The organism is Blautia sp. RTP21359st1_E11_RTP21359_211015, assembly GCF_040910705.1.
Classification (GTDB): domain Bacteria; phylum Bacillota; class Clostridia; order Lachnospirales; family Lachnospiraceae; genus Blautia_A; species Blautia_A fusiformis.
Map to the genome: position 1 here is coordinate 1 of NZ_JBDGAB010000050.1, position 15,848 is coordinate 15,848.

16 protein-coding genes are annotated in these 15,848 nt (G+C 38.4%); all 16 read left to right on the top strand.

Features of this window, described 5'->3' with window-relative positions:
* The first annotated feature begins 270 nt into the window (after positions 1-270).
* Positions 271-864 (top strand): hypothetical protein, encoded by a 594-nt coding sequence (locus AB5026_RS14690; protein ID WP_368213655.1) that lies wholly within the window; start codon positions 271-273, stop codon positions 862-864.
* A 113-nt stretch (positions 865-977) separates the two neighbouring features.
* Positions 978-1,541: a hypothetical protein gene (locus AB5026_RS14695; protein WP_368213657.1), complete on the top strand. Its 564-nt coding sequence runs from the start codon at positions 978-980 to the stop codon at positions 1,539-1,541.
* Positions 1,542-1,729: 188 nt separating this feature from the next.
* Positions 1,730-1,909 carry a hypothetical protein gene (locus AB5026_RS14700; RefSeq protein ID WP_195657027.1) on the top strand — a complete coding sequence of 60 codons (180 nt, stop codon included), beginning with the start codon at positions 1,730-1,732 and terminating at the stop codon, positions 1,907-1,909.
* A gap of 154 nt (positions 1,910-2,063) precedes the next feature.
* Positions 2,064-2,537: a hypothetical protein gene (locus AB5026_RS14705; RefSeq protein WP_368213659.1), complete on the top strand. Its 474-nt coding sequence runs from the start codon at positions 2,064-2,066 to the stop codon at positions 2,535-2,537.
* 128 nt (positions 2,538-2,665) lie between these two features.
* Entirely contained in the window at positions 2,666-3,073 is a 408-nt protein-coding gene (locus AB5026_RS14710; protein WP_173734355.1) for a hypothetical protein, read from the top strand.
* 47 nt (positions 3,074-3,120) lie between these two features.
* On the top strand, positions 3,121-3,549 hold the full coding sequence (locus AB5026_RS14715; protein WP_195657029.1) for a hypothetical protein: 429 nt from the start codon (positions 3,121-3,123) through the stop codon (positions 3,547-3,549).
* A gap of 486 nt (positions 3,550-4,035) precedes the next feature.
* Entirely contained in the window at positions 4,036-4,266 is a 231-nt protein-coding gene (locus AB5026_RS14720; protein ID WP_368213660.1) for a hypothetical protein, read from the top strand.
* A 168-nt stretch (positions 4,267-4,434) separates the two neighbouring features.
* Positions 4,435-5,382 (top strand): hypothetical protein, encoded by a 948-nt coding sequence (locus AB5026_RS14725; RefSeq protein WP_368213661.1) that lies wholly within the window; start codon positions 4,435-4,437, stop codon positions 5,380-5,382.
* 12 nt (positions 5,383-5,394) lie between these two features.
* Complete coding sequence (locus AB5026_RS14730; protein WP_368213663.1) at positions 5,395-5,700, top strand: DUF4314 domain-containing protein; 306 nt, start codon at positions 5,395-5,397, stop codon at positions 5,698-5,700.
* A 93-nt stretch (positions 5,701-5,793) separates the two neighbouring features.
* Positions 5,794-6,318 (top strand): hypothetical protein, encoded by a 525-nt coding sequence (locus tag AB5026_RS14735; RefSeq protein WP_368213665.1) that lies wholly within the window; start codon positions 5,794-5,796, stop codon positions 6,316-6,318.
* Complete coding sequence (locus AB5026_RS14740; protein WP_368213666.1) at positions 6,299-6,667, top strand: hypothetical protein; 369 nt, start codon at positions 6,299-6,301, stop codon at positions 6,665-6,667. The genes AB5026_RS14735 and AB5026_RS14740 overlap by 20 nt, the downstream gene beginning before the upstream one ends.
* A gap of 360 nt (positions 6,668-7,027) precedes the next feature.
* Positions 7,028-8,788, top strand: a complete 1,761-nt coding sequence (locus tag AB5026_RS14745) for a leucine-rich repeat domain-containing protein (protein ID WP_368213667.1) — start codon at positions 7,028-7,030, stop codon at positions 8,786-8,788.
* 141 nt (positions 8,789-8,929) lie between these two features.
* Positions 8,930-9,532: a hypothetical protein gene (locus AB5026_RS14750; RefSeq protein ID WP_173734361.1), complete on the top strand. Its 603-nt coding sequence runs from the start codon at positions 8,930-8,932 to the stop codon at positions 9,530-9,532.
* Positions 9,533-9,670: 138 nt separating this feature from the next.
* Complete coding sequence (locus AB5026_RS14755) at positions 9,671-11,440, top strand: leucine-rich repeat domain-containing protein (protein ID WP_368213669.1); 1,770 nt, start codon at positions 9,671-9,673, stop codon at positions 11,438-11,440.
* A gap of 368 nt (positions 11,441-11,808) precedes the next feature.
* A complete protein-coding gene (locus AB5026_RS14760; RefSeq protein WP_368213671.1) occupies positions 11,809-13,635 on the top strand; it encodes a leucine-rich repeat domain-containing protein in 1,827 nt (608 codons plus the stop codon).
* A gap of 87 nt (positions 13,636-13,722) precedes the next feature.
* Positions 13,723-15,537 (top strand): leucine-rich repeat domain-containing protein, encoded by a 1,815-nt coding sequence (locus AB5026_RS14765; protein ID WP_368213672.1) that lies wholly within the window; start codon positions 13,723-13,725, stop codon positions 15,535-15,537.
* The last annotated feature ends 311 nt before the right edge of the window (positions 15,538-15,848 follow it).

The following is a 15,848-nucleotide window of genomic DNA, read 5'->3' on the forward strand; positions in this document are numbered from 1 at the left end:
GACGCTGACAGAGAGTCTGAGTAAGACACGGCCGGAAGGCAATGCATCGGACAGATGAAGCAGGAAAGAAGATAGAACTGAAGGCATAACCAGGTCGCAAGATTAAGAAAGCCTGACGGACTATCGGAAGCCCGTGACTTCAGTCGTGGGTTCTTCACATTTAATATTGAAAACCTGCCGGCATTTTTTTGCAAAAATCTTTCGGCCCGCAAAAATTCCAGCATACTAGAAATAGAGCAAAAAAAATACTTAGAAAAGGAGATTTTGTTGATGGAAAAATTGTCGGTGGAAGATTTGGAAGAACTAAGAGAAAAAGAATTCGCTGAGAGAGTCGAAAGAATCCAAAACACAATGTCGCGGTTTAGAAAAATTGCCTACATTTTGATGGTAATTGCCGCTGTGTTTATGTTTTTTCACGCGAGGAATGACTACAACAATTATGCTGGAAGCCAGCTTGTGATGGCTGAAGTGATTAATGTTGAGGGCACTGATAATAAAAATATCGATGTAGCATATCGGTATAATATCGCCGGCAAGGAATACGAATCGGACAAAATACAATACACAGAAAAAATTAGAAAAGGAGACAAAAAAGAAATCCGAGTTAAAAAAGACAGTCCGGAAGTAATTCTTAAGTATAATGATATCAATTTGGTAATATTCTACGATGTAATGATTGGATTATGTCTTGGATTGACAGTTTTGTGTCTGTATGAGATGGCAACCTGTACACTGCCGTCTGCGGTGGAGGAAATTAAAGCGAAAAGCGTTGGGTTTACAACGAAGCCTGGCGTAACATTTTCGTCAATCGTGGAAGAAAATAAGAAGAAAAACGAAAAAATAAATACAGAAAAGAAGATTTAAATTACCCGGCAGAAATCCTCTGCCGGTATTTTTTTCGCAAAATTTTTCCTGCCGCCAAAATTCAAGCATATTAAAAATAGAGCAAAAAAATACGTAAAAAGGAGCATATGCCAATGGGAGATATGGAAGATATGAAAGATTTGGAAAAATCAAAAGAAGAAGAACTGGCTGAAAACGCCGAAAGAATCCAGAACACAATATCGCTGATAAAAAAAAATGCCTGTGTGCTGGCTATGATTGCCGCTACGTTCATGTTTTTTTATGCACGGAGTGATTACAATAATTATTCTGGAAGCCAGCTTGTGATGGCTGAAGTAATTGATATTGAGGGTGATAATGATGAAAATATTGTTGTCAGATATCGGTATAATATCGCCGGTAAGGAATATGAATCAGACAAAATACAGCCTCCGGAAAAAATAAAAAAAGGAGATAAAAAAGAAATCCGGGTTAAGAAAAACAACCCGAAAGTGATTCTTAAGTTCAATGATATCAATTATGTCGTGCTCTGTGATGTATTGATTGGATTAGGTCTTGGATTAACAGTTTTGTGTTTGTATAAATTGGATTATATCTTGGATTATGACGAAATAAGCAATGCTGGATTCACGACGACGCCAGGTGTAACGTTTTCGTCAATTACAGAAGAAAACATAAAGAAGAACAAAAAAGAATAAGCTACAAAAATATTCTACCCCGGCAGAAATCCTCTGCCGGCATTTTTTTTGCAAAAATCTTTCGGCCCGCAAAAAGTCTAGCTTATTAAAAATAATAATAACAAAAAAGCCTCCAGGTATTTTTCTAATCGTAATCGGAATTTTGCATATTAATTATGCAAAAAAAATAAAGAAGGGAGAAAAAAATAATGAAAACATACACCCAAGAAGAAATTCTTAAAATCACAAACAAACTGTTCACTGACAATCGCGAAAACGAGGGCGCTGATGATATTGACAAAAATCCATATGCCGCCGGAGTGCATGACGGAATTTTGGATGTATTGACCAGCCTTGGAATCGATTGCGAAGAGGAATTTATTAACTGATTTTTAAAACTGTTGCTTATTTGGCAACAGTTTTTTTGTGCCTGAAAAACAATAAAAATAATTGCAAAAAAAATACGTAAAAATATTATCATCCGGCAAAAATTCCAGTATATTGTAAATGTAAAAGTAATTTCAGAAAGTGAGGAAAATTCAAATGGTAAATAAAAATACTACGAAAAAAAAACAAGGAAAACAAGAAAAACAAGAAAAAAAATTTCCACTTATTAAACTTATTTGCATCATATTCTTTTTGGTCGGCGTCATCATTTTTGTAATCAGTGTTGTAACTAGTTACAAAACATACACAGGCAGTGAAATTATAAAAGCAAATGTCATCAATGTATCTGGTACGAAAAACGGCATGCTGGAAGTTAAATATCGCTATAGCTACGACAACAAGAAGTATGAAGAAAATGTTAGGCAATCCGTAGACGAAATTAAAGTAGGGGATAAGAAAGAAATACGGATACGCAAAAGTATTCCAGAAAAAATAATTATCACTACAATGACGACCGCAATATGTACTATTATTGCCTTTACCCTTTGTTTTATTGCGTCTTTAGGAGTATTAGTTGCTGTTGCGTGGTTGGCCGATTTGGACGAAGAAATACGAGAAAGAAGATTCTGATATTGAAATTTGACATTGAAAAACCTGCCGGCAGAAATTCTGCCGGTATTTTTTTCGCAAAAAATACGGTAGCAGTAAAAATCAGGCATATTTCGTACATAGAGAAAAAATAAAAAAGGAGTAAAAAAATGGCCAAACGTATAATCAGACATGCAAAACGAAATAAATTGATGTGGAAGTTGATTCTCTTTGTAATCGTTCTTATTGGAAGCACCGCAGTACTATTCGATTCGCTACAAACGCACCAGCAATACAAAGACAGCCGATTGGTTGATGCGAAAGTTGTGGACATTGCGGGACGCGACAACGGGATAATTAAGGTGACGTATAAATATAAAGTGGGCAAAAAGGCCTACAAATCTTTCAAACTGCAGAAGCCGAAAGAAATTAATATCGGAGACGAGACAGAAATCAGAATCAGTGAAAGTAAGCCTAAAAAAATCTTCACCCATAATAGAGAAGAAGATGCTGTGTTTCCAGAAGTGGCTGCGACGTTTTTATTCTTTGTGTTTGTGACTACGTTGGTTTTTGGATGAAGAACCACCTATTAACAAAAAACTACAAAAAGAAAAAAGGAAGAAATATGAAAAAGCAAAAAAGCAAGAGAACGAGAAAGTCTCAGATAATAATCTGTATTAGTATAATTTTAGCAATCGTATTTATAGTTCAAACAGTAGAACAAGACTATAGTAATTATATTAATAGTCAGATTGTAACAGCCCAAGTTATAGACATTGAAGTATTAAATAATCGCCATATTTATACAACCTATCAATATAATTATGTAGGAAAGACATATATAGCACATAAAGAGCAGAAACCAACCAAAAAACTGAAAATTGGAAACAAATCAGAAATACGAATTAATAAATCTAGTCCAAAAACAATTCTGGATTATGATGATATAGATACAGCTATAGCTATGGACGCATTGCTTATATTATTCTTCGTTCTCCTTGTTTATGCCATATCGCTAGCTTGCTGTTTGTTCGATAACCAAAAAAACATTTAACCGGTTTAGACAGGAAGCCCCCGCTTCAGCGCAAACAAGAGCGGGGTAGTTCACTCAGTCAAAAGAGATTAATGTCGGCAACGAAACAATATTCATACACAATACACTAAAGAGGATGATGATTTCCGCAAGTGGATGTGACGTTTTTATTTTTCGCGATTGTGACTACGTTGATTTTTGGATAACGCTGCTACGGAACGTTTAAACCTGGTACCAAACCGGGCAAAGCCGGGAAGGCGCCACGAATCGTCACGACGAAGGTTTGAATTCAATTTTACTTTTTTTCTCACACTGTTTTTTTTTGCATATTGTCTTTGTAAATATAAAAAACAGCTAAAAAGAAAGGAAGTAAAAGAAATGGAAAAGGACAACGGACAATGGATAACATTACAACCTGGCGTGCAGTTTTATATGCAGGTCCAAGAAAAGAAAGAGGACATTGCATTTGATGAGTGGTGCAAGTCCAGAAAGTAAGAGGTGATAACTATGTTTACGACATTGTTTGTAATTTTTACAATATGTGCTTTAGGAGATTTGCTCTGGCGGCTGTGTATCATCAAGTTTGCATGGAGCGCCTGGAAGGTTTTTCTGACTCTTGTCTGCCTGCCGCTACTTATACTTATCGTGTTCATGGTTCTTGACGGTAAGATGGCTTTGGCGCTGTCATTACTGGTGGTCGTTGGGATTGTGGCGATTATTGTTTCTATTTTTAAATAAGAAAAAAAATAATGAGAAAAATATGCAGAACAATATTGGCTGCAGGATTGATGTAACAAAGTTGTTCTAATTTTTAAAGACAGTGGATTCTTCCACTGTTTTTTTTCTCTCAAAAATCCCGCATATTAAATATACAACAAAACAAAAAAACGAAAAGGAGATTAAATTATGGGTATGTATGACACATTAAACGGCGAACAGGTTAAATGCTTTCCGTGGTACAGTTTTGACGTCATGCCACTAGCACAAGCCGGCTTCATCAACGGGCATGGAGGCAGTTTAGCGTATTACGGTGACGGCAGCAAAATCCCTTACCGTTCCCTAGCGTACAACTACAGCAAAAACTTCATTATTTTTGATTTTAACCCTGATGGACTTACCATGGACGATAATAATAACTGGGTTGCACATGTGATTGAAGACGGGCTCCTGAAGGCTTCTGTTTATAAAGAAAATGCCGGTGATGAGTTTGAGGAAATGCTTAAAAGAAGCTGCAAAAATATCGGCCGTTACGGTGGCGGAAATTTTAAATTCAATTCAATCGCTGACATCAATCAGTATGCTGCTGAGTCTGACGAATTAATGAAAAAGACAAAGAAACTGCATGAGACAGCCGACAAGATTATGCGTGAATGGTTTGACGCATTGAAGGAAGTACGACTCAAAAATATAAAAAAAGGTACTCCCGAGTATGCAGAGTTATCTTCAAAGATGGACCAGTTTTCAATAAAACATACTGCGGAAACCGACAGAATAAGACCGGAAATCGAAAAATTGCGTCATGATTTTGCCGAAAAATGGACAGAAAGCGAATCGGAGGACTATCTTAAAATGTCTGGCTTCGGAGAAAGTATTGAAGCCGGAATTTTGACCATTAAATGCAAAAAAATACAGGAAAAAGAACCCGAAGAAAAATTGGCCTTAGAAAAAGAGCATGGCATCTTTATTGACCGCCAGGAGGAATGGCAGTGTTACTGCAAATACTTCAAAAAAACATACGGAAAAATGCTTGAAAAAGAGGGCGAGAGGTTTTGGAAGAAGTATTTTGAGTGGTGTGAGATTACAGATGAGGAGAAAGAGAAGGTTGATGAGCTGAGGAAAGAGCTTGGGGTGTAATTGGAGGAGAAAATGGTTAATTACATAGAAACACCTAACGAAAAAGAACTGCTTGCAATGCGGGAAAAGTATAAAGCTGGAATTCGTGTTTGTCTAACGAAAATGGACGATGCATATGCACCGCCAATTGGCACCTGCGGAACAGTGTCGTATGTAGATGATACTGGAAGTATCTTTGTTAACTGGGACAATGGAAGCACGTTGGCTCTTGTGTATGGAGTAGATAAATGCGAAGTTGTCAGCAATACAAAAAGAGTACAAGGTAAAAAAATACCACAAAAAATCAGTCGAAACACGCTATTTAAAAGCGAAGCCTAAGGCTTCGCTTTTTTATTTTAATTTTTTATTTTTTTCCTCCATCCAAAATTTTTCAGCATACTAAACATATACGCAAAAAAGGAGATAAAAAAGATGATAACAGATAAAATCTTTGCAATAGATGTCGGAACTACAGAATCCGGATATGCAATCATGCGATTTGATAAAGACGATATAAAACTATTATCATTCGGCAAAATCGCAAACGAAGCCCTGATGCAGATAATCAAAAATAACGACTATGACCAGCTTGTCTACGAACAGTTTCAGAGCTTTGGAATGGCTGTCGGGGAGAGCACGATTGAATCTATCTTATGGAACGGAAGACTTATCCAGGCAGCGATAGACCGGGGCATTCCGGTTGACAGAATCTACCGAAAGGAAGAAAAACTCTGCCTCTGTAATACCCTGCGGGCGAAAGATGCCAATATCCGCCAGGCACTGATTGACCGGTATGCAAAAACAGATAAAAAAAATGGGAAAGGAACTAAAAAAGAACCCGATGTGTTCTTCGGTGTGAAGAAAGATGTCTGGTCGGCGATTGCTGTCGGGGTGACGTGGATGGAGAAGATGGAAGAGGAGAAGAGAGAGAAGGAAAATGAAAAACGATGTGAATAACACAACAGAAAAACTTGGTGTAAGTAAAGACGAGGCTTCGTCCTCCGACAATAAAGAAAACAGAAATACTGAGATTGTCAACATAAGTATGGCAGTAAAGCGTTGGTACAGTGTTGCGAATCTTATTTATTCGCTACTTGTTGGGTATGTCTGGGTAAGATATATAATAGGAAACCCAGCAAGCAGAACTATATTAAGACTGATTGGCAGTATTTTCGTACTGATGATACTCTGTATTCCGTATGCAGTGAAAGTTGAACCGCTAAGAGCAAAACTGCCAATTTGGCTTGTATGGCTGGCTGCGTTTGCTGCGTTGTTTGCGCTGGCGATTGTTGGGGCTGCAGGATGATGTAACAAGTATTAACGAAGAACGGGAAATTCCCGGCCGACAAAAAGTCGTCCGCGAGCCAAAGGTTCCGGTTTTAACTTCGCACGCGGGTTTGAATCCCCGTTCGAAGTCCGGTAACGAGTCCTGCAAAGCAGGCGAGGCCTCATTTTTAATCTCTGCGCTCAGCCTTACGGCTTCGCTTGACATTTGCTGCGCAAATTGGTACCGAACCGATACGGAGAGGTATCACAAGCCGAAACGGCGAGTTGTAAAAATCTTGGAAAGAAGACAGCCCGTGGAGTAATTCTCCGGGCGTTTTTCTACCTTGAGGATTTTGGCATATTGTAGGTGCAAACAAAAAAAAGAAAGGAAATAAAAAAAATGCGAAAAGAAACAAAGAATGGCGTAATGTATACGTTTGAAGAGGATGGTTTTGCAAATGAAGCGGTTGATGTTGAGGTCCAGCCTGGAATAGAATGTCTTATTTTGCAATATGGTCTTAATATGCCTGAAAGCGAGAAATCATTTCCAGATGTCAAATGCCTGACTATTAAAAAAGATGTTCAAAGAATTGAGATTCCAAATACTCTTTTTCCAAATGTGAAACGTGTGGTTTCAGAGGACCTCAGGAATTTTGAGTCTGGCCGGTATCTTGTCAGCAATATGGTCAGAAGAACATTAAAAAATGTATTCTGTCCGGCAGAAGATGAGGTGATTGAAATCCCGGATGTGTATTATATCGGAGCATATGCATTCAAAGACTGCAAGAGCACAAAGATAAGTACCAGAAGGTATATATCATGTGACAAAAATGCTTTTGCCGGTTCTGCATTTATGGAACGGCCTTTTACACTTGGTGTGAAAATGGCAGGAAGAATCCTGATTGATGTTGACCCGACGGTGGAAGAAGTCATTTTTCCGGATGAAGAGGAACGGATTTTTACATTTGCAAGAGAAGTGGACCTGAAAAATGTAAAAAATCTTGTACTACATAATGCAGACAGCCTTGCAGGGCTGCTGTATGATAAAGGACTTCCCCAGAAAGTTACATTTATTCCTTCGAACAATAATCTGGAAGACTTAAAATACGAAATCCGGCAGCTTGTCAGTATAAGCAGGAATGCTGAATATATTAAGGAAATTGAGGTCGTTTCTCCTTATGTTAAGTGTGTAAATGGAATCATATATACATCTGACATGAAAACGATTATCGCATCAACAATGTATCAGACTGATGTTGTGATACCAGAAGGGGTAGAGAATATTGGCCACGAAGCGTTTGTTGACTGCCATCTGACAGCAATTAAACTTCCTGACTCTCTGAAAAATATTGAGAAAGAAGCGTTCAAAAACTGCAAAAATCTTCGGAGAGTAGAATTCGGAACAGGAGTTACAGAGATTCCAAATTCTACATTTGAACACTGTGTAAACCTGAAAAAAGTAATCCTCCCATCAAGCCTGGAGAAAATCTGCAATGATGCGTTCAGAAATACAAATCTAAGCAGCATCAAGCTCACAGAAGGTCTTAAAGAGATTAAATATCGTGCATTTGATGACACACCAATGCAGGAAATAGTGATTCCTTCCACTGCCAGCCTCAGTGGTCGTGTATTCGGAGAAAACATGAAGCATATTACAGCACTTCAATATAACGAATCGCTTATTACTTCCTGCAGCCGTGAGTACGAGCCGAGGTGTTCAATTGCCAGCTATGTAATTCGTCTGGACTGCGGAGGCAAGACAGCCTATCTGCCAAAATACATAAAGCCAAGTCTCTACCGGGAATTTCTTAAAACAGTTTCATTTTTTTTACAGAATTTCCGCCAGGAGTACTGCGAATTCTGGGAATATGGATATTCAGCCAAAGGCAAGGAATATGCGGCACTTGCAGAGTATCTTGCTTTCGGTGGCGAAACTGCGAAGGTATATCTCAAAAAGAACTCCAAGCGAATCATCACAAGACTGCTAGAAGAAAAAGATGAAGAAAATGCTGCTGCATTCTTAAAAGCAGGCTTTGTTTCAAAAATCACGTTGAAAACTCTGCTTACAATTGCGGAAAAGAACGATATGATGACGATTAAATCATACATTCTTTCTCAGATTAACGAAAGCGGTATTACAAAGAAAAATTTTTCGCTTTAATTTTGGTAGGGCTGGTGCAAAAAAGCACCGGCCTTCTTTTTTTTGAAAAAATTCAGCATACTAAATATATATAACGGCTCATATCCAACAATGAAAGTATCAGGATGTATGAGCAACAATAAAAAAAGGAGACTAAAAAAAATGGATATTGGAGCATACGCAAAAATCAACGACTTATCAACAATCCTAGATTCTACAGGAATTAACATTCCACGCCTTCGTGGTCTGAGGTTAATGGCAATGGAAGAGAGGATTACAGAAGAAGAGATTAAAGAGATGACTGCTTCAGCAGAAGTTGATGCAGTTGAAGACCTGGTTAGGGCTTGCCCTCCTTGGTCAGTTAATTCTGACTGTCACTCTTACTGCAAGAGAACGGATGACAACTTAAAACGATTCCTGGTCTATACTAAAAATGAAAATGGATACGAAAGGCCAACCGCTGTGAGATGGGGAAAAATCCACGGCAAGAGAAGAAAGAAAATCAAACTGCTTGCGAAGACGCAGATAAGACACATCAGAAAGTCCATAGATACTTTTAATAAGTACGCTGGCAGAAAAGATGTGCTGTACGTTCATGCCAGAATCGGTGGGAATAACTGGGTATTCTGTGGCGGGCAGCAGGTTGCAGAACATCCAGCCTTCATTGAACGAGTGGATGACTGGTGCGATTCAACATATTGCGACATTTACCTGAAAATAGACGAAAAGATTGTTGAGAAATATCTGAAAAAAAAGGAAAAATAACAACAAGGAATGTACGCCAAAGTTACTATTGCTATCCATTTCCCGCTGCAAAAACCGCAGCGGTCTTTTTCGTTTTTATAGTAATTTCCACATATTAAATACGAAATAAAAAAAAGCAAAAAGAAAGGAATCAAAATAATGGACGAAAAAAGAGATGTTATCTTTACGAAAAGTTTTGACTGTATCATTGACATGGATGTCAAGCATGGCATCAAGAGAGTTGAAATTGATTGTAATGTGTATATGCAGCATACAAAAAAGTCATTTCCTGACGTGGAAGAGCTGATGATTGGACCTGATGTTGATGAGATTTGTATCCCAAATACATTATTTCCAAATGTCCAAATGGTCTATTCAGACAGTATATTTTTTCTAGCAGGAAGATATCTCGTCAAGAAACGCAATGGACGACCGACTCTGCTGAATGCTTTTTGCAAGGATGAAGCGCTGGAAATATCAGTTATCGTAAGTATTGCTGATTACGCTTTGGCAAATAGTAATATCAAAAAAATTCCATACAATTATTCAGCATTAATAAGATGCGAGCCAATGGCATTTAAAGATTCTTATTTTGAGAAACAGCCGTTTGTCAATGGTGTGAAAACAGCCGGAAGAATAATTGTTGCGATTGACCCGGAAGCGGACGAAGTTATACTTCCGGATGAAGAATATTCAATGGCGGTATGTGCTGTTGGAGTTAATCTGGCAGACGTTAAGCACCTGGTAATACATAACCCGAATAGTATATGTGCTTATAGCATCAAAGGTGTACCAAAGGAAGTAACATTTGTTACCACTCAGGAGACACATTATAATCACATTATCAATGTGATGCATGCAGCGAAACCAGGTGATGGATATTATGTTGAAAAAGTCAATATTATAGACAAAAATGGCAAATTTGTGGAAAAAGACGGTGTCGTATATACAGCAGACATGAAAAGACTGATTGCGTGCTCACTGAGCGTGACTGACCTAGTAACCCCGGAAGGAGTAGAGGAAATCATTTCTTATGCTTTTGCAAACACGCGCATCAAAAACGTCAAGTTTCCTGATTCACTTGCTATTTTGAATGAAAATGCTTTTTATAAATGCCGAGAGCTGCAAAATGTAGATTTTGGCTCTGGACTGGATATAATAAAAGGTTTTGCATTCCAGAACTGCACCAGTCTGACTCATGTTAAACTACCGCCTCAAATGAAATCAATTGAACGATATGCTTTCGGTGACAGCGGTGTTAAAAACGTTGAGTTGAACGAAGGGCTGCTGCTAATCCACGAAGGAGTATTTAGCGGCTGTAAAATTGACGAGTTGAGACTTCCTGATTCACTGGAAAATATTGGAACGTTTACTGATGCCTCCGGTATTAAGTGTATTAAGAGCAGTCACTTTATTAAAGATATTCCGCTTAATGCATGCCGTACAGGTGCTTCATCATATCTGTATGATGATGAATTCGATGTGGTATTCCGATATGATTGCGGAAATAAGACAGTATTTCTTCCGAGATTTGTTAAGAAGAGCGATTGCTACGAATTCCAGACAGTGATTGAAGGTTTTTTGCAAGAAGGCTCCAAATCTAACCTGGAAAATCTGTCTCTCTATAAATATGCAAACACCATCGAAGGTAGAGAACGTACGGCATATCTGGAATATCTGGAATTTCATGGAGAAGAGCAAAAGGCCTTTCTAAAAAAACACGGAAAACAGGTATTCACAATGCTGCTGAGTGAATCCACCGAAGAAGCAATTAAGTTTCTTGGATTGAATATCCTGACCCCAAAAGCCCAAAAGGAGGTTCTGGAGATAGTCAATAAGGGAGATAATCCAGTGCTTAGCGCTGCCGTTCTGGAAATGATGAATAATGGAAAGGGTATAAGAATTCCAAAAAGCAAATTCTCAGTCTGATGTCCTGAAATTGTAATACCGGCAAAGTTCTTGCCGGTATTTTTTGTGTGGAAAAGTAGTTTTTGCCGATATTCTGTCATCTGTTTTTTTGCCCGCAGTTTTTCCTGCCCGCAAAAATCTCGGCAAAAATTTGCATTGTCAGATATCCATGATATGATATAACCATCAACAGGAAGGACAACACCTTCCAATACGTAAGACGGATTCGCCGTCGCAATTCATTTCTTTGTTTCTAGAAAGAGCCGCTGCAGTAATTGCAGCGGCTCTTTTTCGTTTTACCGGCAAATCCTGCATATTAAATGTAAAAGAAACAAAAAAGATTTTAAAAATATTAAAAAAATCTTTAAAAAGAAAGGAAAAAGAAAAAAATGAAAAACAAAAAACTATATCCAAAAGAAAAGCAAAAAGGAGTTGTTTTCTATCAGGAGCAAAAAGGAGTTGTTTTCTATCAGGATTTGGCTGAAGACACAGGAAACGGCGATGCGATTGATATTGATATTGATGATGATGTCAAGGAAGTAGAGATTTGGTGTGACCTGGTGATGCCAGATAGCAAAAAGAGCTTTCCGAATGTGGAAAGTCTGGTCATTAAGAGTAATGTGTTTGAAATTCGGATTCCGAACAGTCTGTTTCCAAATGTGAAATGGGTCCAGTCTGAAAGAGACAGGTTCAAGACCGGCAACTGCCTTGTTCTGGATGAAGGAAATATTTTTTGTACTCTGCTTAACACTTTCTGTAAGAAAGAAGGGGAAGTGATAAAAATTGATGATATTACTGCAATCAAAAATGGAGCATTTTCCGGATGTGAAAGTACTAATTTGACTGGCGCGATTGATGTATACTGCGGTGATGATATAGAACCTGATGCATTTGCGGGGTCTGCTTTTGCAAAACAGCCGTTTGTTAATGGCGTTAAGATGGCAGGAAATATCGTGATTGATATTGACAAAACCTCTGAAGAAATCATCATTCCTGATTACGATTACGAAAAGGCAATATTTATAGCGAATACTGATTTAACTATGGTTAAGAAACTCGTGGTCCATAGATATGAAACGGCAAGACAGGTTAACTATGACACTAATTTTCCTGAAATGCTTGTTCTGGACACCAATGATTCGCTGAGTGGCGTGGAAATAAGGGAACTTGCACATATATCTTCTTCAGCGGTATCGTATCTCAAATATTTTTCAATTTCAAGCTGTGATTATAAAACAATTGATGGCATTGTATATACAAAAAACGGAAAAATTGTTGTTGCCGGTTCTCTTGGACTGGAGCATGTCGTAATTCCGGAAGGAGTTGAAAAACTTGGCCATTCTGTTTTTCGCAACTGTAAGATGAAGTCAGTAGTACTTCCTGACTCAATTGACAGAATTCGGGCAAAAGCGTTTTGTCAGTGTGAAAATCTTAAGTCTGTCAAACTTGGAAACAATGTTGACACAATTGAAGACAGTGCATTCGCTGAATGCTGCAGCTTAAAGCACATAGATATTCCCGCAGGCATTAAAACTATCAACGATTACGCCTTTTTAAACAGTGGTTTGGAGAGTATAGAACTTCATGAAGGCCTGCTGCGTCTTGGGCGTAAGGCTCTTTTCGGAACAAACATTGAATCAGTCCACCTTCCTGCGTCTATTAAAAAGCTGGAATATAACTGTTTTGGTTCTAATCTGAAGGAACTCGCAATGGAAACATTTCCTTCTGACTTTGGAACAGCATGTATAATGGGGCCTAGTCCATTTGACGCTGGCAATAAAATCATAAAGGTTTATTGCAATGGAAAGCATCTATATTTTCCGAGAATCATTCAACCTTCGATGTCATCTTACGCAATAGATGAGATGAAATATTTCTTCAAGAATCCAAGGATAAAGACTGTATCGATGTGTAAATATGCTTTCTCAATTTCATGTCAGGGAAAAGTAGCCCTGCTGGAGTGTCTGGATTTTGGTTCAGAGTCTGCAAGAGAACATATAAAAAAATATTCATACTCCATCCTGTCAAACATGATACAGGAAGGCAGCGAAAAATTTGCCGCTAAGATTGTTGAAACCGGCCTGGTGTCAAATGATATACTGCAAAAGATGATTCCAAAAGCAGAAAATGCAGAAATGTTTACACTAAAAGCATATATGCTGAATCAGTTAAATCTCAATGGAGTTCAGGAGGAGAAAATTTCGTATGCCATTTAAGAACAGGTGAAACGCCTGTTCTTTTTTTTACCGTAGAAAATTCGGCATATTGTGTGTATAAAAACAAAAAGAAAGGAATTAAGAGAAATGGAAAAAACAGGATGTTTAACTGAAGTATTGGAATCAGGAATCGTAAAATATCAGGATTTGGACGTAGGTGTGACAAGGTATCACAATAGAGAAAATAAGTGTGATATTGACCTTGATGTGGAGCCCGGTGTAAAAATGGTGGAAATATTTGCCAACTTAGAGATGCCGGACAGCGATAAGTGCTTTCCTGATGTTGAAAGGCTCGTGATTGCTGATGGCGTTTATAGTATTGAAATTAAAAACGAGCTCTTTCCAAATGTGAAAAAAGTGGAATCACACAGCAATTATTTCATATCACATGAGTGTCTTATTAAAAAAGTCTGTAACCCAAGTAGTATGATACTGCTTAACACATTCTGCAAGGATGAAAATGATTTTATTACGATTAATCAGGTAGACAGGATTGCAAAAAACGCATTCCATGGATGCAGATGTACTAACGTCAGAGGAACGCATAATATTAAATGCTGGAAGAACGTGGAAGAAGGCGCATTTGACGGCTCTGCACTGATAAAGCAGCCATTCGTGAATGGACTTAAACTGGTTGACACTATCGTCATCGATATTGATTACAACCAGGACGAAATCATCCTTCCTGACAGTGATGGAAGAAGCCTGAAGTTTATAGAAAGCATCAAACTGACAAAAGTAAAGAAAATGGTAATCCACCGTCTGGATTCGCTCAAATGGGTAAATTATCATACCGGATTTCCGCAGAATCTCGTTCTGGACGTTGATTGTTTTGTTGACCCGGCAGACCTGATTGATATGGCGAAGCTTAAAACTTACGATTATTATGTTCACACTTTTGAAGTACGGAGCCCCGATTATGTTACTATTGACGGTGTCGTATATACACAAAATAGGAAAAAAGCCGTCACCTGCGATGCTGATATGGAAAACCTGGTAATCCTTGATGGAGTGGAAGAAATAATCCCGTTTGCTTTTTCAGGAGGGCAGAAACTTAAAACAGTAAGGCTTCCGGATTCTCTTGAAAAAATCGGAATGAATGCTTTTGAGCTATGCCGACAGCTTCACAGGATTGACCTTGGGGAAGGGGTGACCATTATTCCGGATTCTTGTTTCGAGAGATGTACGGAATTAAAGACAATCACACTGCCTCCGCAGATTAAAGAGATTAGGCGCGAAGCATTTTGGCTGTCGGGTCTTGAGGTCATCAATCTGAATGAAGGCCTGGAGCGCGTGCACGACAACGCTTTCGTTGGTACGTGTATTGAATCTATTAAGATTCCTAAAACCGTGCAGGATTTTCCCAAAAATGCAATTTCTCATAGCATGAAAAATATTACTATGGGCTCTTACTTACCTAACGTAAAAATCGGTATCATCGAATCATACAGACCCGGAAGCAATACCGACACAATAGCAATACTACACTGTGGCGACAAACACGCGATTTTACCATTGTATACGAATAGTACTACTTACAGTAAATATCTATTGGCTATAGATGAGTTCTTTAAGAATGAAAGTATCAAGCACACTGAATTCTGGCAGTATGCATCCACTGCAAAAGGCAAAGAAGATGGCGCTTTGGAAGAGTATCTCTTTTCCGGAGGCGGAGACGCAAAAGATTATATAAAAAAGAATTCTAAAAAAATTGCGTTAAGGCTGATTGCTGAAGGCGAAGAAGAGAAACTGGTGAAGCTGTTAGAGACCGGAGTCGTTTCCAAACCAACATTGAAGGTTATTCTGCCGAAGGTGAAAGAGCAAGACATGACAGCGGCACAGTCGTATGTGTTGGGGCAATTGAACAAAAAGGGGATTTCAGAAAATAAGTTTGCGATTTGATTTTTCTTGCTAAAGGCTGGCGCGAAAACGCTGGCTTTTTTTGCGTGGGAAAAACACGAGGCAGCAGCGCGGCCGGATAAGCCGGATAAGAGGATGTTGGCGTATGAAAGACTGAGTAGAAAACGAAATGTGTTCACCAAACAGAGCCAAAAAGTGTCGTGTAGGATACAGAATTTAAAAAAACATTCGCGAAAATTTCAGGTTAACCAAAAATACAAACATACTACAAAAAGAAACAAAAAAAATAAGCTCAACGCCTCAGCTATTCATCCACTGTCTGTTGGTGTCGCATGCTGCCCGCAAACACAAAG